The sequence below is a fragment of the uncultured Roseobacter sp. genome, from assembly GCF_947491795.1.
Classification (GTDB): domain Bacteria; phylum Pseudomonadota; class Alphaproteobacteria; order Rhodobacterales; family Rhodobacteraceae; genus Roseobacter.
This window is the reverse complement of the sequence record NZ_CANLKW010000009.1, coordinates 41237-59322: the sequence shown is the minus strand read 5'-3', so window position 1 is coordinate 59322 and position 18086 is coordinate 41237. Positions and strand designations below refer to the sequence as shown.

Below are 18086 nucleotides of genomic sequence, written 5' to 3'. Positions count from 1 at the left end.
GAGGTGCGGGTCTTTCCCGAAAGAACAATCTATTCTGGGTGTTATGGAACTCAATCTAGTGAACAGTGGGCCGATCGGCCAGACGTGCCGATGTTTGGGACCCGATCGCTGATGGCGGCATCGGCGCATATTCTGGTCGTCGATGATCATGCCGAGATCCGGCACTCCGTGACGCGCTACCTGGAGAAAAACGGGCTGCGCGCGACGGGAGCCAAAAGTGCGGGCGAGATGGATGCGCGATTGAGCGAGGACAAATTCGATCTGATCGTGCTCGATATCATGATGCCGGGAGAGGACGGGCTCGCGGCCTGCGCACGGCTGCGCCGGGAGCAGCAGAAAACGCCGATTCTCATGCTGACGGCGCTCGGCGACGATGACGCTCGGATCAAGGGGCTCGACACCGGTGCCGATGACTATCTGGCCAAGCCCTTCAATCCGCGCGAGCTTCTGGCCCGGATCAACGCGATACTGCGCCGCGCGGGAGACGGATATGCACCCCATGGCGGAACATTTGCGGGCAAGCGGGCCGTATTTGCCGGGATCACATTCGATCACGACGCCAGCCATGTCATTTGCCCCGATGGCACGGTCAATACATTGACCACGGCCGAAGCAAAGCTGCTGACGGTCTTACTTGAGCGTCCTCGGGCGGTGATCAGCCGGGATGAGCTCCTGGAATTGAGCGCCGGCCGTGTCGCCGGACCATTTGACCGGACGATCGACAATCAGGTTTCGCGCCTGCGCCGGAAAATCGAACCCGATGTGCTTCGCCCCCGGATCATATCGACCGTGCGCAATGGTGGATATTGCCTGAACTGTGATGTGGAGGTCGAGGCCTGATGCGAATGGGGTTCCGCTCACAGATCGCCCTTTTGGTGGTGGTGGTCCTGTTCGTGGCGCAAGTCGTGGGTTTGTGGCTTTTTGTCGATGAACGGTCGCTTGCCGTGCAGGCGGCCATCGGCAGCGAGGCAGCCGGACGCGCGGCAAACGTCGCCCGTCTGATCGAGGAGGCACCGCCGACGTTGCATGAGGATATCGTGGCCGCGGCAAACTCGCCCCTTGTACGCTTCGATCTCGGCGACACGCCTGCTGTAACGCACACCCACCATGATGAGAACGGAGCGATCGAAGCGCGCGTGCGGGCGCTTTTGAATGATGGCTACACCCGCGATATCCGGGTCGAAGTGCATGAGATTGAACAGGGGCTGTTGCCGCTGCCGAACCTCTCCCCGGAAATGGCGGAAATGCACGCCGAGATGATGCAGGGCACCCTGGCGGCCCTCGAGATGGAGGTCTCGATCGCCATTGCCGGAGGCCAATGGCTGAACGTCGCCACCCGGTTCGAGCGGCCGCCCATACAATGGTCCTGGGCCTCCACCCTCTCTTTCGTGTTGACGGCCGCCGTGTTGCTGCTGGCGATCTTCTGGTTTCTGCTGACGCGACTGACGCGGCCACTGAATGATCTCGCCGCGGCAGCCGAGGAGTTCGGGCGCGGTGGCGGGCAAGGACCCCTCACGCCGGTCGGCCCAAATGAAGTGCGGAACCTGACGACGGCCTTCAATGACATGCAAACGCGCCTGGCTCGCTTCGTCACGGACAGGACGCAAATGCTGGCCGCCCTGGCTCATGACTTGAGATCGCCACTCACCGCGCTCAGGGTTCATGCCGAGATGGTGGAGGATGCGGAGACCAAGACCGGCATCACGGCCTCTCTCGACGAGATGCAGGATATGGTGGAAGCCACGCTGGCCTATGCGCGCGGTGTGGGACAGGACGAGGCCCTGCAACGGACCGAGATTGGCGCGTTCCTGACCGACATTCGGGACGCAACCCACGGTGCGTTGGACGTGCGCCCGGGACCCGAGGCAACGGTGCAGATCAAGCCCAAGGCACTGCGTCGTGCTTTGCGCAATCTCATCGACAATGCGGGGCGCTACGGGCGCAACCCGACCCTGACCTGGGGCGTCTCTGACGAGAGCATCGAGATTTTGGTCGAGGACGATGGGCCGGGAATCCCCGATGACCGATTGCGCGATGTCTTCCAGCCCTTCCTGCGCCTTGAGGGATCGCGCTCCCGCGAAACCGGAGGCCATGGGCTGGGCCTTTCAATCGCCCGCAGCATCGTTTTGCAACACGGCGGCGCGATCACCCTGTCGAACCGTGCAGAGGGCGGACTCCGTGCGCGCATTGTCTTGCCCGTGACTGCGCATCAAGCTGCAATGACATCTCCGTCAGAGCATCCCGAAGCGCGCGCCGAAACCGGATTTTCGGCTCGGACCAAAAAAGTGTAGCGCCGCCGTCCAACCGGCGGGTTGATACATAACCTTACAAAATTCCGGGCCTTCCTGCGTTTCGCCGCTCACTGATCTTCGATAGAAAACAAAGCGTTCGACATGGAAACGAGGCAGAGCCATGCAGGCAAGAAATCGACCCTTTCGGTCACGTCGTCAGCTGATCGGCGGCATCGGTGCGGCACTTCTGTTCGCGCCTTCGGTGCTGCGCGCAGAACCACTCGCACCGGTTCGGCGCAACGCTTCGAGCTTCAGAACCCACGATTGGCGAGACCACTTTGATCGTCTGGGCAACGGCATCATTATCGCGGACACCAATTCCCGGGCGCTTCAGCAATGGACAGCCGACGGTGAAATGTTTCTTTATCCGACATCGGTTCCAATGACAGATGAGCTGACGCGGCGAGGCTATACTGAGATCGTTTTCAAAGATCCTGAGCCGGATTGGACGCCCACGCCATCCATGCGCGAGCGCGATCCGTCCTTGCCGGCCTATATGCCGCCAGGTCCGGACAATCCGCTCGGAGTGCGGTCGCTGCACTTGACGTGGCAGTACTATCGCATTCACGGGACACACGATACGCGCAAAATTGGTCGTCGTTCGTCGAGCGGCTGCATCGGCCTCTACAACGAACATATCATTGAGGTTTACAATCGGACACCGGTCGGAACGCAGGTCAAATTGATCTGATGGGGCGTTACACGATCTTATCCGTCGCCCTTGCGGTGGTTCTTGGCATTGGCTTCTGGTGGACAGGACCAACTGACGATGACGTGGCAACGACCACGGACGACGCGTCTCGCGCCAACGGACCCATGGTCGATGTCGCCTTGCCGGAAGCGCTGTCGGCCAACGCGGAGGTCGGCAAACTGGCCTACGATGCGAAATGTGCAGCCTGTCACGGCGCAAATGCGGCCGGGCAGGACGGTGTGGCGCCCCCTCTTGTGCATAAAATCTACGAACCCAGCCACCATGGGGATGCCGCCTTCCTTCTGGCAGCCAAGAATGGCGTCCGTGCGCATCATTGGCGCTTTGGGAACATGCCGCCGGTTGAAGGTGTCACCGATGGCGATGTGAAAATGATCGTGGCCTATGTGCGTGAGTTGCAACGCGCGAATGGTATAAACTGACTGAAGAAACCGACGAAGGACGATCCGTGAAATATAGATTAGCACTGACAGTTTTCTTGGCGCTGGCAAGCACGCAAGCCCTCGCCCATTCTGAAAAGGAAAGCATGACGCCTGCAGATGGCGCCATTCTTGACGCCGTACCAGAGACGATTGGATTGCGCTTCAACGATGGGATGCGATTGACGAAAGTCGAAATGACCCATGCTGAGACGCACACCGAGGCTCTGGACCTCGGCACCCAATCCGGTTTTGTCAAAGAATTCTCGCTTCCTCTCACGCCCATGGGGCCGGGCATGTATCACATTGAATGGCGCGGGCTTGGTGTTGATGGGCACCCGATGAACGGTGTCTTCTCGTTTGAAGTGAAGTGAGCGGTGCCGGATATCTGGGGACAGGCTGCGGTTGCCACAAAGTTTTTGCTCTATCTCGGCGTCCTCACGAGTGCCGGGCTGATACTCTGTCGCCAAGTCTTTTCCGAGCAGTTGGCTGGGCTCGACCGTTTTCTACGCGCCTGGGCCGTCTTCTTTGCTCTTTTGGCGGCTGCAATGTCATTCCTCGGCTTTGCCGTGCGGGGCGCAGTGCTCATGGATGATGCTTCAGGCATGACTGATCTGGCGATCCTGGCGTTGCTCTGGGAAACGCCGCCCGGAGACGCCCTGCTGTTGCGGCTACTGGGCCTGGGGGCACTCCTGACCGGTGTGGTCTTGGGGGGGCGGTGGCTATGGGTCGCGCTCTTGGGCAGTTTCTTGGCAATCTGGAGTTTTTGCGAGATCGGTCATGTCGCCAGCGAAGATCGCCTGTGGTTTCAGAGCGTCTTGTTCGGTCATCTGATCGTTGCCGCATTCTGGATCGGCGTCCTTCTTCCGCTCCATAAGCTTTCGGGGTCTGCGGACACATTGCGAGTTGCTGCCGTGCTTGGACATCGCTTTGGACAGGTCGCATCTGTTGCGGTCCCACTCCTGCTGCTCGCTGGCGTGGTAATGACCTGGCGACTGGTTGGTTCGTTACCCGCGCTTCTCGGCACTGCCTATGGTTTGACACTTCTGGCAAAGATTGCCGTCGTGACGCTGCTTCTGGCCCTTGCGGCCATCAACAAAACACGGCTTGTGCCCGCTTTGCAGAGCGGTGAGCCCAAAGCTGGGCCGCACCTTGCAAGATCGATTTCTCTCGAATGGGTTTGTATCGGTGTCATCTTGCTTGCCACGGCTGTCTTCACCTCAATCCTAACGGTGCCATCATGACTCTTTCAAAACGCGACTTCCTTCGCATGAGTGCTGCCGGTTTGGTGTGCATGCCGAATTCACTGCTCGCGCAGACAGACATGCGCGCGGTGACAGCCCGGGTCGCAAATATACAGCTTTTGCCTGATGACTATGGAAAAACGCAGATCTGGGGGTTCGATGGTATCGCGCCGGGCCCGGAAATCCGGGTTACGCAAGGCGCGCGGGTACAGAGACGTATTGTCAATGAGTTACCCGATCCGACATCGACCCATTGGCACGGGATCCGCATCGAAAATGCGATGGATGGCGTGGCGGGTCTGACGCAGGACGCCATTCGCCCTGGGGACAGCTTTGACTACGATTTCGTTGTCCCCGACGCGGGCACCTACTGGTATCACGCGCACAACCGCTCGTTCGAGCAGGTCGCACGTGGTCTTCAGGGTGCGCTGATCGTCGAAGAGCCGGAGCCGATCGATATCGATCGGGAAGAGGTCCTGATCCTTGACGATTGGCGCATCGATCCGGAAACAGCTCAGATTGCGGATACTTTCGGGGCGATGCATGACCTCAGCCATGCCGGGCGCCTTGGGAACTACATCACAACGAACGGCGACTACAATCCCGCGAAGACCGTGAAACGGCATGAGCGTCTACGCCTGCGGCTGATCAATGCATCGAACGCCCGGATTTTCCAACTCGCGCTGGAGGGGCTCGAAGGCTGGATTGTGGCCATGGACGGGATGCCGCTGGCCACACCGCAACCCGTGGAAGGTCCATTCCTGCTGTCGTCGGCACAACGGGTGGACCTGATCGTCGACGTGACCGCAGAGGTCGGCAGCGCGGGCCATATCGTGCAATTGAGCCGTGATGAAAGCTTTTCTCAGGTGGCCTTCGAAGTGACTGGCGACGGCACACGCGCGCGGCGCGAAACGCCTCTACCCCTGCCGCCGAATGCCCATGCCATGCCCGATCTGGGATCGGCAAGGGACATCGCATTGCTGATGGAAGGGGGGGCCATGGGCGGCATGCGCGGTGCCATGATGGGCGGTCGGATGTCTTCGATGCGCGACATGATGGAGACAGGAAACTTCTGGGCCTTCAATGGCGCGGTGGGTGGCATGGATGGTCCAGCACTGGCGGAGTTGTCGCGTGGCGAAACCGTTCGGCTGAAGATCACTAATGACACATCGTTTCCGCATGCCATGCATCTTCATGGCATGCATTTTCACGAGATCGCACCCGATGGCAGCCTCGGCGCGCTGCGCGACACCACGCTGCTCGACCGGGGCGAAGTGCGCGACATTGCCTTCGTGGCAGACAACCCAGGAAAATGGCTGCTGCATTGCCATATGCTGTCACACGCGGCGTCCGGCATGATGACATGGGTCAATGTGGCATGAGAGCGATGGCTGCCATCCTCGGGATTGGTGTCCTGACGGCGCTCGGGGCGGCAGCCTATGTCTGGACCGGGTCTGCCGAAGATGTCCAAAGCGGGGTGATGCCGGAAAGCGTCGATCTCGTGGTCGGCAAAGCGCTCTACGCCGAGACCTGTGCTGCGTGCCATGGGGCCAATCTGGAGGGTCAGGAGAACTGGCGGAGTCCGGGCGCGGACGGTCGGCTGCCGGCACCTCCCCATGATGAAACCGGTCACACCTGGCATCATGCCGACCAGGTGCTGTTCGACTACACAAAGCTTGGGGGCCGAGAGGTGATGGCCGCTCAGGGCATGGAGTTCGACAGCGGCATGCCCGGTTTCGGCGACCAACTTTCCGACCAGGAAATCTGGAATATCCTCGGGTACATAAAGTCGACTTGGCCCGAGGAAATACAGGATATGCAAGCCGCGCGCACCAATGGCGTGCCGGTGAACTAGGAGAACTCTCATGAAGATCGCAATGACAATGTCTCTGGTCGTCACTTTGCTCGCCCCATTCGCGTCTCATGCTGACGCGCTCAGCGAAGACCGGGTCAAGGAATTGGTTCTGGAGGCCATCCGCGAAAACCCGGAGATTGTCCTCGAGGCGGTTCAGATCATTGAACGGCGTGAACAGGAACGGCAGGCCGCCGCAGCGGCGAGTGTCCTCTCCGAAAACCGCGATCTCCTCGAGAACGACCCGAACGCGCCGGTTCTCGGAAATCCTGAAGGCGACGTCACGGTCGTGGAGTTTTTCGACTACAACTGCCCCTATTGTCGTCGCGTGAAGCCGCATATCGAAGCGCTCTTGGACGAAGATCCCAATGTGAGGCTGGTCTATCGAGAGTGGCCGATCCTCGGAGACGGCTCGGTTTTTGCCGCGCGCGCCGCATTGGCCGCGCGAGAGCAGGGCAAATACGAAGAGTTTCACTGGGCGTTGATGGGCATGCAGGGCCGAGCCGAGGAAGCGTCCGTCATCCAGGTTGCGCAGGAAATTGGTTTGGATGTCGCGCAGCTGCGACGGGACATGCAGGCGCCTGAGATTGATGCCCATATTGCGGCGTCAATGGAGATGAGCCGCGCGCTCGGCTTCAATGGCACGCCATCCTTTGTGATCGGAGACGCGCTGGTTCCGGGGGTCATCGAGGCTGATCAGATGATCCGTCTTGCGCAGGAAGCACGCGCCGCAGGTCAATAGTTTCCTGACAATGGGCGAACGGACACAGTCAAAACGAGTGAAAGAGGTACTTTGATGGCCAAACTGACGCGTCGGCACTTTGTGGTAGGGTCTGCAATGCTCTTTTCGGCGCCGCTCGCCACGTCGATATCGGCAGCGCCCACGTCCCCGCGCGCGATGTGGGATGTCTGGGATGCGCAAGTCACACCTCCGGGTTATGACCCCTCAACTTCCAATCCGTGGGGGGTTCATCCGCGGTTCCTTCCTGTTCGGGTGGAGGCAAAGGCGGGCCTCGTGCCGGGTGACATCCATGTCGATGCCGTTGCGCGCTACTTGTACCATATCGAGCCGAACGGCAGCACGGCGATGCGCTATGGCGTGGCCATCGCACGCGGGACATTGTACGAGCCGGGTGTCTACACGATGCGGCGTAAAGCCAAGTGGCCCACTTGGCGTCCAACGGACGACATGATCGAACGCGACCCGGACCTTTATGCACAGCATGCGGAGGGGATGGACGCGGGGCCAACCAACCCATTGGGATCCCGTGCGCTTTATCTCTACGTGGGGAACCGGGACACTTATCTGCGTATTCATGGATCGCCTGAGCCGCGTTCGATCGGAGGTCGTGCGAGTTCAGGATGCGTGCGCATGATCATGGCACATATCAACGATCTCTATCCCAACGTGGAAACGGGCAAGACCGCTCACCTGTATCCGCCCGAAGATGCGATCGGCAGCTAAATGGGCACCTTGATGTTGCTCAAAGCGTCTTGACCTAGCTCACCGCCTGGCAGATTGGATTGCCTTGAGGCGTTCTGAGCGGCAACCAGGTCGCTTCGACCGGGCCGTTGTGAAGATACCAAAAGCAATTGTCATTCGGATCAAGCCGTACCTTGTTGAGGTTTTGATATGGCGCAGCGAGACCGACGAGTGGTTCAGGCAATTCGGTGAAGGCACCGTCCGCATCAACCGCCGGCGTCGTGGCACATCCGGTCAGCAAATACGCACCAAAAATCAGGCCCAACGCCTTAGAGGTCCCGTTCATCCGGCTCTTCAATCCTCCGGACCTTCTCCCAGAGCGGTCGCCGGATAACCCGCTTCCGCAAGAACCTGAAGCAGGGCAGCCGTGGAGACTGTCGAGTCGATCTCTGTCGCGTGTGCAGCCAAATCCGTCCGGATGGTTGCTGACGGGTCTGCGGCCTTTACCGCTTTTTCGATTGTAGCGACGCAATGGCCGCAGCTCATCTCTGGGACGTGAAATTTCATGGCGCATCCTTTTCTCATCAATTGGAAATAGGGATTCCAGTTGGTGGAAGGTCAAGCGTCCGTCGATGTTGGAACTGGGGTTTTTATTGCGACGGGAGCGTTGCTATTCGATGACTTGCTGCCTCCACGACAGGACTTCCCCATGAAGAAGAACATCACGCCATGTGCGCCGAGGCAAAGGGCGATTGGTGCCAGAACGCCCAAACTGTCCTGCAATCCAAAAAACGAGCCGCCTCGGACAAAGAGAACAAGCAGCGGAAGCAGCATCACCGCGCAGCACACCCACATGCCGACGTGCATCATCTTTGAATTCTGCGGCTGCTTTTCTTGATCTGACATATACATCGAACATACTCCTACCTCGGAAATAGCGCACCAATCGCTCGTGCGACAAGTTTACAAATCGATACATTTCAATCGGAAACAGGGGGTTAGAGAGACTGTAGGTTGATGCTGTGCGGGTTGAAAAAGAAATCTCCGATAAACCCCTTGAGCTTCCAGTGACTGGAAGCCCTATATCAGCCTCGAGTACGCAATCGAGGTAACATGCCATGACCGACACCAGCCAAACAACGCTCAGCATCGAAGGCATGACCTGTGCATCCTGCGTGGGGCGTGTTGAAAAGGCCTTGGCGGGGCTCGACGGGGTTTCCGAAGTCGCCGTCAACCTCGCATCCGAAACGGCGCGCCTTTCGCTGGATGATCCGTCTCGGCTTACCGACGCCACGCAGACGCTTGCCTCCTTGGGTTATCCCGCGCGGACATCCAAGGTCACCTTGAACATTGCGTCCATGTCCTGCGCATCCTGCGTCGGGCGGGTGGACAAGGCACTGGCGGACGTGCCCGGAGTGCTTTCTGTTAGCGTGAACCTGGCGGCAGAAACGGCGACGGTCGAGTATTTCGAGGGCGCCGTGTCCTTGGGCGATTTGATGGCGGCATCGGCGGCGATTGGTTATCCGGCCGAGATTGCAGAGGCGCAGGCGAGCCAGTCTCGCGTCGCACGCAAGGCAGAAGAAGCCGACGGACTGCGCCGCAGCGTCCTTTTGGCAGCAATTCTAACGCTTCCGGTCTTCATCCTAGAAATGGGCTCCCACCTTATTCCGGCATTTCATCACTTGGTGATGACGACGATTGGTCTCCAAACGTCTTGGATCATCCAGTTCGTCCTCGCAACACTCGTCCTCTTCGGGCCGGGACGCCATTTCTACACCAAGGGGTTTCCCGCGCTCTTCAAGGGCGCCCCGGACATGAACAGCCTCGTCGCCGTCGGCACCGGCGCGGCCTGGGGATATTCGGTGGTCGCAACATTTCTGCCCGGGCTGCTGCCCGAGGGGGTGCGCGCGGTCTATTTCGAGGCGGCGGCGGTCATCGTTGTCCTCATCCTGATCGGTCGCTGGCTCGAAGCGCGGGCCAAGGGCCGCACCGGCGCTGCGATTCAGGCTCTGCTGGGCCTGCAGGTCCGCACCGCGCGCGTCGTCCGGGGTGGTGACACGGTAGAGGTCGATGTCGATGCACTCGCCGTCGGCGATGTGATCCTGGTCCGCCCGGGTGAGCGGATCCCTGTGGACGGCGAGGTTACCGAGGGATCCAGCAATGTGGATGAGAGCATGATTACCGGAGAGCCTGTGCCCGTGCAGAAGGCTGCAGGTGCCGCCGTAACGGGCGGGACCGTCAACGGCACTGGCAGCCTGACGTTCAAGGCCGCACGGGTCGGGTCGGATACCACGCTCGCACAGATCATCCGCATGGTCGAGGAGGCGCAAGGCGCCAAGCTGCCCATCCAGGGCCTTGTTGACCGCGTGACCCTGTGGTTCGTGCCTGCGGTCATGGTGCTGTCCGCGCTCACGGTGGTGGTCTGGTTGCTTGTCGGACCGGACCCGGCTTTGACCTTTGCGCTGGTGGCCGGCGTCTCGGTTCTGATCATTGCCTGTCCCTGCGCCATGGGCTTGGCCACGCCCACGTCGATCATGGTGGGCACCGGGCGCGCCGCAGAGATGGGGGTCTTGTTCCGCAAGGGGGATGCGCTCCAGGCCTTGTCCGAAGTCGATGTCATTGCGCTCGACAAGACGGGGACTGTCACCGAAGGCCAGCCGTCGCTGACCGATCTGGTCACCGCCGAGGGTCTGGACCGTGACCGGGTGCTGAGCTTGATCGCTGCCGTCGAGGCCCAGTCTGAGCATCCCATCGCCGAAGCCATTGTCCGCGGAGCGCAGACAGAAGGGATCGCCGTTACGAAAGCCACGGGCTTCCGGTCGATCACCGGTTACGGCGTCGCCGCGACCGTCGACGGTCAGGAGGTGATGGTAGGCGCGGACCGTTATATGTCCCGCGAAGGGATTGAAATCGCCGCCTTGGTCGAAACGGAAGCCGAACTGGCAGGGCGGGGCCGGACAGCGCTTTATGCGGCTATCGACGGCAAACTGGCCGCAGTGATCGCCGTGGCAGACCCCGTGAAACCCGCCAGCCAGGAAGCCGTTGCAGCCCTGCACGCGCGCGGTTTCAAGGTTGCGATGATCACCGGAGACAAACGCGAGACGGCGGAGGCCATCGCGCGCGAAACCGGAATCGACCACGTGATCGCGGGTGTCCTGCCGGATGGCAAGGTCGCAGCTCTCGACGATCTGCGCGCGGGAGACCGAAAGATTGCTTTCGTGGGCGACGGCATCAATGATGCACCGGCCCTGGCCCATGCGGATGTCGGCATCGCCATCGGCACCGGAACCGATGTCGCCATCGAATCCGCCGATGTGGTCTTGATGTCAGGCGATCTGCGCGGCGTGGTGAATGCGGTTGAGGTTTCCAGACGCACCATGTCGAACATTCGCCAGAACCTCGTCTGGGCCTTCGGGTATAATGTTGCGCTGATCCCGGTCGCCGCCGGGGTTCTCTATCCGGCCTTTGGTTTGCTTCTCTCCCCGGTCTTTGCGGCGGGCGCGATGGCCCTGTCGTCGGTATCGGTTCTGACAAACGCCCTGCGTCTGCGCCGCATCGCGCCAGCCTTGCGTGAAGACAGAGACATCACCGCGCCACGGATCAGTGCACAAACCCAACCCGCAGAATAGGAGGATCGTCTCATGAACATTGGAGAAGTTGCAGAGCGGTCCGGCATCCCGCCCAAAACCATCCGCTACTACGAGGATATTGGCCTGGTTAGACCGCAGCGCAGCGGCAATGGATACCGCGCGTTTCGCGAGACCGATCTGCACAAGCTTGCATTCCTGGGTCGCGCGCGCGCGCTCGGGTTCTCGATTGAGGATTGCCGCAATCTCTTGAGCCTCTACGAGGATGAAACGCGGGAAAGCGCCCAGGTGAAGGCCATCGCTGAGGAGCACCTGAGCGCAATCGACGACAAAATCGCGCAGCTTCAGGAAATGCGCGAGACCTTGTCGCATCTCGTCGAGGCCTGCCGCGGAGACCACCGACCGGATTGCCCGATCTTGAAGGATCTTTCTGGTGACCTGAAGAACATCCGCTGAAAACGCGTTCTATTTCGGAACCCTCCAGCGCTGGAATCTTGTTTGAGAGAAAAGCGAAAGGAGTTCACATGTCAGATTCAGCAATATTAAATCACGACAGCCGCACAGCCGATTCCGCGAAATCGGACAGTCACGGCAAGTCTTCTTACGGGCGCTTCCTCGCGATGGTTGGAACGTCGACCGCTATTATGTTCGGCCTGATGTATCTGAACACCTATGCCATCGAGCATGTCTACTGGAGCGAGACACGGTTCTATATGACCTTTGTCATGGGTGCGACGATGGCAGTCGTGATGCTCCTGTTTATGTGGGGCATGTACAAAAACCTCGCTGCCAATGTCGCAATTCTCGCAGGCTCGGCAGTCCTGTTCGCCGGCGCTCTCTGGCTCGTCCGCGGCCAAGAAACCGTGCAGGATGAAAGTTGGATGAGTGCCATGATCCCGCACCATTCGATTGCAATTATGACCAGCAAGAGGGCGGAAATCACTGACCCGCGCGTCAAAGCGCTTGCTGAAGAAATTGTCGTGGCTCAAGATCGGGAAATTGCGGAGATGCGCTTCCTGCTCGCCGACATCGAAGCAAATGGTGAAGCTGGGCCAGAATGGCCATTGGGTAAATCCGATGGACCTGCAAGCGTGGCAAGCCTGACGCAGGCAACCTCGACGCCGGTCATTGCAGGCATCCGTCCTGCTCCTCTTTCGGACGCGGAGATCGAAAGCGGGCTCGGCACCGAGCCGATGTGTACGTTCGTTCGCGCCGTCAACGCCGACCCCATATTGGCGACCGATGGAAACGGGCAGGGAATCGCGAAGGTCTCCGGGTCGCTGGTGCAATTCGAAGCGACCGGCAGTGTGGCCCCTGGAGGTGTACTGATGGCCGATGGTGGCCAGATGACCGTCGCGATGAGCGATGCTGACAATGGAGAAGGCGCTACCCTTCTGTTCGAATTGACCGGTGAAACCCCGCTCGCGGTTGGCTTCATGGGATACTGGACCTGCAACAGCTAGACCAATGGAGGACATGATGCCGAAAGATACCAACCAGGCCGCAGGAAAGGCTGTTCTTTATCGCATGGTCATGGAAGACCACCTCTGCCCCTATGGATTGAAATCGAAAGATCTCTTGGAGCGCGAAGGGTATGAGGTCGAAGATCATCATCTGACGACGCGCGAAGAGACGGACGCGTTCAAGGCGGAACACAACGTATCGACAACACCCCAGACCTTCATCGGCGGTACGCGCATCGGCGGCTATGACGCCTTGCGCGAGCACTTCGGGAAAGAGGTTAAGGAGGCGGACGAGACGACCTATCAGCCGGTCATCGCGATCTTCTCGGTGGCGTTTCTCATGGCCCTGGGCCTCAGCTGGGCGTTCTACGGGTCGATACTTACCCTTCGCGCTTTCGAGTGGTTTATCGCGATCTCCATGTGCTTCCTTGCCGTCCAGAAGCTGAAGGATATCGAAGGCTTCTCGACGATGTTCCTGAACTACGATCTGCTCGCGCAACGCTGGGTGCGTTACGGCTACATCTATCCCTTTGGTGAAGCCATCGCGGGCGTTCTCATGGTCGCGGGCGCACTTGTGTGGATCAGCGCCCCAATCGCCCTCGTAATCGGGACCATCGGGGCGGTCTCCGTGTTCAAGGCGGTCTATATCGACGGGCGAGAGTTGAAATGCGCTTGTGTTGGTGGCGGGTCGAACGTGCCACTGGGATTTGTGTCGCTGACCGAAAATCTGATGATGATCTTCATGGGGGTCTGGATGCCCGCGCGCGCACTCGGTTGGATATAGGACGAGCAATGGTCCATGTCGCCAAAGTCCTGACCTTGCTGACATGCGCCGTGTTTACACCAGCCGCGGGCATCGCCAACGAGGTGATTTCTTTTGACGGCAGCTGGAAAGAGCAGGGCTTCTTGCGCCTTTTCTCGAACGATTTTGGTCAAAGGGGACGCCAGTTGGACATCCTCTCGGATGGTACTGTCTCGTTGCTCTGGCGCCCAGTTGAGGACCTCAATCGTTCGGCTGACTCTGCGCGTTGGGTCTGGCGGGTCTACGAGGGTGTCCGACCGACCAATCTTACGATCAAAGGTGGTGACGACAGAAATCTGGCAGTCTACTTCGTGTTCGTTGATCCGGAGAGGGTGGACGCGCTGAGCGGAAAGAGCGCGCGGCGCATTCTTCAAGAGGACAGCGCACGCGCCCTGATCTACGTGTGGGGCGGTGCGCACCCGACCAATGCGATATTGCCCAGCCCCTATTCGCCCCGGTTGCGCAGCAAAGTCCTCCGCCCTTCAGAGATCGGGCAGTATCGTGAGCAGGTCGATCTCGCATCAGATCATCGCACTGCGTTCGGGATCGAGCCGGGTGCCCTGATTGGATTGGCCGTGTCGGCCGACAGCGATGATACCAAGGGCAGAATCGTTGCGTCGATTTCCGATCTTCAGCTCGATTAAGCGCGTTACTCCGACGCGACACTTCGAACAGACGCTGTGTCGAGAGCGTCAAGAACTGCCTGTGGCGTCAAAATTTCTGGGAGAGCGATGCCGGAAGGCGACCCTGGCCCGAAGACAATATTGAACGGAATGCCGTAGCGGTCATATCGCTCGAGAAACCGCGCGATGTTGTCATCCGGGCGGGTCCAATCCGCCTGTATGGCGATCACAAAACCGCCGCGCAACCGCGCACGCACTGGATCCCTGTCAAGCACGAGAGACTTGTTGGCTTTGCAGGTCAGACACCAATCCGCGGTCACATCGACGAACACCGTCTCGCCTTCAGAGACGCGGCGCGCGATGCCGAGGGGTTCGAAATCCTGCCAGTGGGACGTCGCATCAACCCCTGCTGTGGTGCGGTCAGGGGTTGAGGTGAGACCTGCCCCAAAAATCGCCAGAAAAACACAGGCGCTGAGAACCGCACGCCGTACCCATTGGTTTGCCTGTGGGATTGATGCGGCGACGATGAACACAGCTGTGAGTGCCGAGATGAAGGCAGCTGCCCGCCCACCCGCCACGCCGACAAGAACGAACAAGAGCCATGCGGCTGTTGCCAGCAACAGACCGCCAAGAAGGATCCTGACCAGAAGCATCCATCGCCCGGGCCGGGGCAGTCGCGTGACCAACTCGGGACGTGCGGCAATGACGAGGTAGGGGAGGGCCAGTCCAAGACCGAGCGCCGTGAATATCACCATCACGTCCAGTTGTGTACCCGCGAGCGCAAAGGTTATCGCGGTGCCGAGGAACGGGGCGGAACACGGCGTAGCGAGGATGGCCGCAAGCAGTCCGGTGCCAAAGTCTGAGATGTACTCGGCTCTGGCATTGCTTGCACCCAGGCGGTCTTGAAGGGCCGCGGGCAGGGTTATCTCGAATGCACCGAAGAGATTGGCGGCAAAGACGGCGATGACCATGAACATCAGCGTCACGAAGACCGGATTCTGGAATTGTATACCCCAGCCGACGGATACTCCGATCCATTGAAGAAACACTAAGGCAGCCGCAAGCGCCCAGACAAATGTCAGTACCCCCAAAGCCGAAAACAGGAATCCGTTGCGCGTCATCTGCCGGGTTTGACCGGTTACCTTCAAAACAGATGTGAGCTTGATCGATAGAACGGGTAACACGCAGGGCATGACATTGAGGATCAGACCACCGAGAAAGGCGATGGCGGCCACCGCCACGACCTTCAGCAGACTCGTTCGAGGGTTCGCGCTTGAAAACGGTGGGGCAGGGGGATCTGAGGTAAGCGTGATCGGCGCCGTGATTGCACGTGCGGTGTCTGTGATCGTCACCGAAGGCTCTGCGTGCTCTTCGGTCCAGGCGTTGATCGGTATTTGTGCCCAGAGTTCCGTTCTATCGCGATCCAATCGGATATCTGGTTTGCCAAAGGTCACAAGCGGTCCGAATTCCGGGAACACGTCGACCTCACCGAACGGTGTGTCGCTCGTTGCCAAAACGATGAGAGCCGAGTCGCGCGCATCGAGGGCCGTGACCGATATTCTGATGTCGCTGTTCTCGGGTACTGCGGGAACGCGATCGGCATAAGTAGCAATCTGGCGAGCCGAGTTTGTATCGATCCCGATGCCTTGTGGAAGGGCGAGAGAAAGTTCGAAGTCATGAGGCACACAGACAGTCGAACATGTCAGCAACGACACGCGGGCACGCAGTTCCAGAGGGTGGCCGGCGTCCTCAAGTCTCGCGCGGATCGGCAAGACAACCCGACCTGAATAGCCGAAGTTCTCGATCCCGAAGGCCTCGAAACGTTCCGGCGCGGGCCAGAGGAGCTCGGCGGATTTCAGATTGGTCGAACCAGTCCAGTCGATCGCCGGTGCCAAGCCAACCTCGCCGGGCGTGCGCCAGTATCCCTTCCAGCCCTCACCGTACTCCAAGGCCAATCCGAGTGAGACGGAGGCGGCATCTGGCGCAATCCCGTCTTCGGCCGAGATAAGACGCGCGGTTACGGCGGGGTTTGAAAAGCTCTCGGATTCGGCAGCCTTGACGGCATCGGATAGGAAGATGCCCATGCAACCGAGAAAGAAGAGCAGAGGCCAAGCCCCGAGGTGAGAAACCCGGACGGTCATTTGGATGAGCATGCGGTCAACGCAATGCGCGAGGCAGGCTTGCCAAGGCCGCCTCGAGATCTGTCACCGGCAATCCGCGTGCGATCCAGCCTGGCCCCTTCGGTGATCCCAGCATGCCTTCCGACACATCGATGAAGCCCGTGTAGCCGGCTCGTTTCAAGACGCTCAAAAGACGGCCGCTGCGCCCGCCGGTGGCACAGATCAGCGCAATGGGTTTCTCGCCTGAAAAGTCGCGTGCGGCGAACAAGCGCTGCTCGAACCCGGGTTCGTGCATACTGATCGGCCATGCCTCTTTTGCAACGCCCGTTTCCACCCATTCAGGGCGCGATCGAACATCAATCAGGGATACTCTGTTCCGCGCCAATGCGTCGGCCGTCTCGGCAGCCGACCAGATCTCGCGCGTCGCGGCCGCAACGACCTGAGGCCCCACGACCCACGAAGAAGCAAACAGGATGAAGCACCGCCTATCCATCTTGCCTCCACCGTCGATTGACGAGAAACGCCAAGACTTCCCGGGGCGAGCCTTGCAGCCTATGCAGCCGTACAAACATCTCGCCAACCCTCTTCGCGTTCCAACTCGATGATCTCGCGAACCATTCTGTCGCTGATCTGACCTTGGACGACAGTGCGGCCGATCACGAGGGCCGGCGTGCCGACAAAGGCGAACACGCGTGCAAGCGCTGCACTGTCTTCCAGCTCGCGCGTGATCTCGGCACTCTCCATGTCGGTGATCAATTTCTTGCTATCGACGCCGATGTCATCGGAGAGGCGGGCAAGGTATTCCGGCGATGCTTGGAACGGCGTTGTCATCAAACGTTCGTGGAAAGCGACGTACGCGCCTTGCCGTTTCGCCGCAAGAGCTGCCTTGGCCGCAAGATTTGAGCTGTCGCCGAGGAGCGGCAATTCATGCCACGCCACTGCGATCTTGTCTGGCATCTCGCTCGTCATGTCGGCCAATCGTTTGGTTTGCACCCGGCAAAAGGGGCAATAGTAGTCCGAGAACGACGCCATCGGGACCTGGGTAGGCGTGGGACTCAGACCACCGTAAAGGGCCGAACAAATATTCTCGGAGACACGCGTTAAGGCTGCAGCTTTCTGCGCCGCCACCTCGGTGCTGTCCGCCGTGCCCAAGCCTACAAAAGGATCGAAGCCGCCTGACGTCTCACCCGCAACGAACTTACGAAATCCTTCTGGTCTATCGAGCGCCTGCAATTCCAGTTTTTCCGGCAACAATGAGGGAACTGTGCGCAGGGCGGCGTACCCTGCGATGATCGCACCGATCGTCAAAAGCGTTGACCGTTTCTTGCAATCCATCTGAAGCCTGATCTCACCGTGTCCCCCCTAAGTTCGTAGTGTGAAGCCTTGGAAAAGGTCAACTTTACAAACTGATACAATCTTTCAGCCCCGCTCCAATTGCCGCAACTTCTGAAGAGCGCTATTTCACGCATATGGTTTGGAACGCGTTCTTTTTCCTGCGATCGGCATGTCTTGCCTGTGTGTGTCTGACGATCACCGTCGTCGGAACGCAGGCA

Annotated in this window: 21 protein-coding genes; 15 read left to right on the top strand and 6 right to left on the bottom strand. The window is 59.6% G+C overall.

Features of this window, described 5'->3' with window-relative positions; translation table 11 throughout:
- The first annotated feature begins 90 nt into the window (after positions 1-90).
- From Q1A34_RS20540 to Q1A34_RS20495, 10 genes are all read left to right on the top strand, one after another.
- Positions 91-840 carry a response regulator gene (locus Q1A34_RS20540; RefSeq protein WP_300039039.1) on the top strand — a complete coding sequence of 250 codons (750 nt, stop codon included), beginning with the start codon at positions 91-93 and terminating at the stop codon, positions 838-840.
- Positions 841-845: 5 nt separating this feature from the next.
- Positions 846-2291 carry an ATP-binding protein gene (locus tag Q1A34_RS20535; RefSeq protein WP_300039036.1) on the top strand — a complete coding sequence of 482 codons (1446 nt, stop codon included), beginning with the start codon at positions 846-848 and terminating at the stop codon, positions 2289-2291.
- 121 nt (positions 2292-2412) lie between these two features.
- Positions 2413-2982 (top strand): L,D-transpeptidase, encoded by a 570-nt coding sequence (locus Q1A34_RS20530; RefSeq protein WP_300039033.1) that lies wholly within the window; start codon positions 2413-2415, stop codon positions 2980-2982.
- A gap of 125 nt (positions 2983-3107) precedes the next feature.
- Positions 3108-3422 (top strand): cytochrome c, encoded by a 315-nt coding sequence (locus Q1A34_RS20525; protein WP_259650590.1) that lies wholly within the window; start codon positions 3108-3110, stop codon positions 3420-3422.
- A gap of 26 nt (positions 3423-3448) precedes the next feature.
- Positions 3449-3793 carry a copper resistance CopC family protein gene (locus Q1A34_RS20520; protein ID WP_300039030.1) on the top strand — a complete coding sequence of 115 codons (345 nt, stop codon included), beginning with the start codon at positions 3449-3451 and terminating at the stop codon, positions 3791-3793.
- Positions 3794-3796: 3 nt separating this feature from the next.
- Positions 3797-4663 (top strand): CopD family protein, encoded by an 867-nt coding sequence (locus Q1A34_RS20515; protein ID WP_300039027.1) that lies wholly within the window; start codon positions 3797-3799, stop codon positions 4661-4663.
- Positions 4660-6045 carry a multicopper oxidase family protein gene (locus tag Q1A34_RS20510; RefSeq protein ID WP_300039024.1) on the top strand — a complete coding sequence of 462 codons (1386 nt, stop codon included), beginning with the start codon at positions 4660-4662 and terminating at the stop codon, positions 6043-6045. Before Q1A34_RS20515 ends, Q1A34_RS20510 begins: the two co-directional genes overlap by 4 nt.
- Entirely contained in the window at positions 6042-6518 is a 477-nt protein-coding gene (locus tag Q1A34_RS20505) for a cytochrome c (protein WP_300039021.1), read from the top strand. The genes Q1A34_RS20510 and Q1A34_RS20505 overlap by 4 nt, the downstream gene beginning before the upstream one ends.
- A 10-nt stretch (positions 6519-6528) precedes the next feature.
- Entirely contained in the window at positions 6529-7257 is a 729-nt protein-coding gene (locus tag Q1A34_RS20500; RefSeq protein ID WP_300039018.1) for a DsbA family protein, read from the top strand.
- 54 nt (positions 7258-7311) lie between these two features.
- A complete protein-coding gene (locus Q1A34_RS20495) occupies positions 7312-7980 on the top strand; it encodes a L,D-transpeptidase (RefSeq protein WP_300039015.1) in 669 nt (222 codons plus the stop codon).
- A 34-nt stretch (positions 7981-8014) separates the two neighbouring features.
- Here the strand turns inward: Q1A34_RS20495 and Q1A34_RS20490 are convergent, their stop codons facing one another.
- From Q1A34_RS20490 to Q1A34_RS20480, 3 genes are read right to left on the bottom strand one after another with little or no spacing between them, the layout of a single operon-like run.
- The gene (locus Q1A34_RS20490; protein ID WP_300039012.1) at positions 8015-8284 is read right to left on the bottom strand and encodes a hypothetical protein; all 270 of its coding nucleotides are present in this window, start codon (positions 8282-8284) and stop codon (positions 8015-8017) included.
- A gap of 8 nt (positions 8285-8292) precedes the next feature.
- A complete protein-coding gene (locus tag Q1A34_RS20485; RefSeq protein ID WP_249994627.1) occupies positions 8293-8505 on the bottom strand; it encodes a heavy-metal-associated domain-containing protein in 213 nt (70 codons plus the stop codon).
- Positions 8506-8556: 51 nt separating this feature from the next.
- Complete coding sequence (locus Q1A34_RS20480) at positions 8557-8850, bottom strand: DUF2933 domain-containing protein (RefSeq protein ID WP_300039006.1); 294 nt, start codon at positions 8848-8850, stop codon at positions 8557-8559.
- Between the two features lie 206 nt (positions 8851-9056).
- Between Q1A34_RS20480 and Q1A34_RS20475 the strand changes: the two genes are divergently transcribed.
- The 5 genes from Q1A34_RS20475 to Q1A34_RS20455 all read left to right on the top strand — a co-directional run bounded on the left by Q1A34_RS20475 (position 9057) and on the right by Q1A34_RS20455 (position 14434).
- Positions 9057-11567 (top strand): heavy metal translocating P-type ATPase, encoded by a 2511-nt coding sequence (locus tag Q1A34_RS20475; protein WP_300039003.1) that lies wholly within the window; start codon positions 9057-9059, stop codon positions 11565-11567.
- Positions 11568-11579: 12 nt separating this feature from the next.
- Positions 11580-11981: a Cu(I)-responsive transcriptional regulator gene (gene cueR / locus Q1A34_RS20470; RefSeq protein WP_249994620.1), complete on the top strand. Its 402-nt coding sequence runs from the start codon at positions 11580-11582 to the stop codon at positions 11979-11981.
- Positions 11982-12049: 68 nt separating this feature from the next.
- Positions 12050-12988 carry a DUF305 domain-containing protein gene (locus Q1A34_RS20465; protein WP_300038998.1) on the top strand — a complete coding sequence of 313 codons (939 nt, stop codon included), beginning with the start codon at positions 12050-12052 and terminating at the stop codon, positions 12986-12988.
- A 16-nt stretch (positions 12989-13004) separates the two neighbouring features.
- Positions 13005-13772, top strand: a complete 768-nt coding sequence (locus Q1A34_RS20460; RefSeq protein ID WP_227364370.1) for a glutaredoxin — start codon at positions 13005-13007, stop codon at positions 13770-13772.
- Positions 13773-13780: 8 nt separating this feature from the next.
- A complete protein-coding gene (locus tag Q1A34_RS20455) occupies positions 13781-14434 on the top strand; it encodes a DUF3047 domain-containing protein (protein WP_300038995.1) in 654 nt (217 codons plus the stop codon).
- Positions 14435-14439: 5 nt separating this feature from the next.
- Here Q1A34_RS20455 and Q1A34_RS20450 read toward each other — a convergent pair whose 3' ends face one another.
- The 3 genes from Q1A34_RS20450 to Q1A34_RS20440 are packed head-to-tail and all read right to left on the bottom strand — an operon-like array spanning position 14440 to position 17868.
- Positions 14440-16566: a protein-disulfide reductase DsbD domain-containing protein gene (locus Q1A34_RS20450; RefSeq protein WP_300038992.1), complete on the bottom strand. Its 2127-nt coding sequence runs from the start codon at positions 16564-16566 to the stop codon at positions 14440-14442.
- Positions 16567-16570: 4 nt separating this feature from the next.
- The gene (locus tag Q1A34_RS20445; protein ID WP_300038988.1) at positions 16571-17026 is read right to left on the bottom strand and encodes a rhodanese-like domain-containing protein; all 456 of its coding nucleotides are present in this window, start codon (positions 17024-17026) and stop codon (positions 16571-16573) included.
- A 59-nt stretch (positions 17027-17085) separates the two neighbouring features.
- The gene (locus Q1A34_RS20440; protein ID WP_300038985.1) at positions 17086-17868 is read right to left on the bottom strand and encodes a DsbA family protein; all 783 of its coding nucleotides are present in this window, start codon (positions 17866-17868) and stop codon (positions 17086-17088) included.
- Positions 17869-18086: the final 218 nt, after the last annotated feature.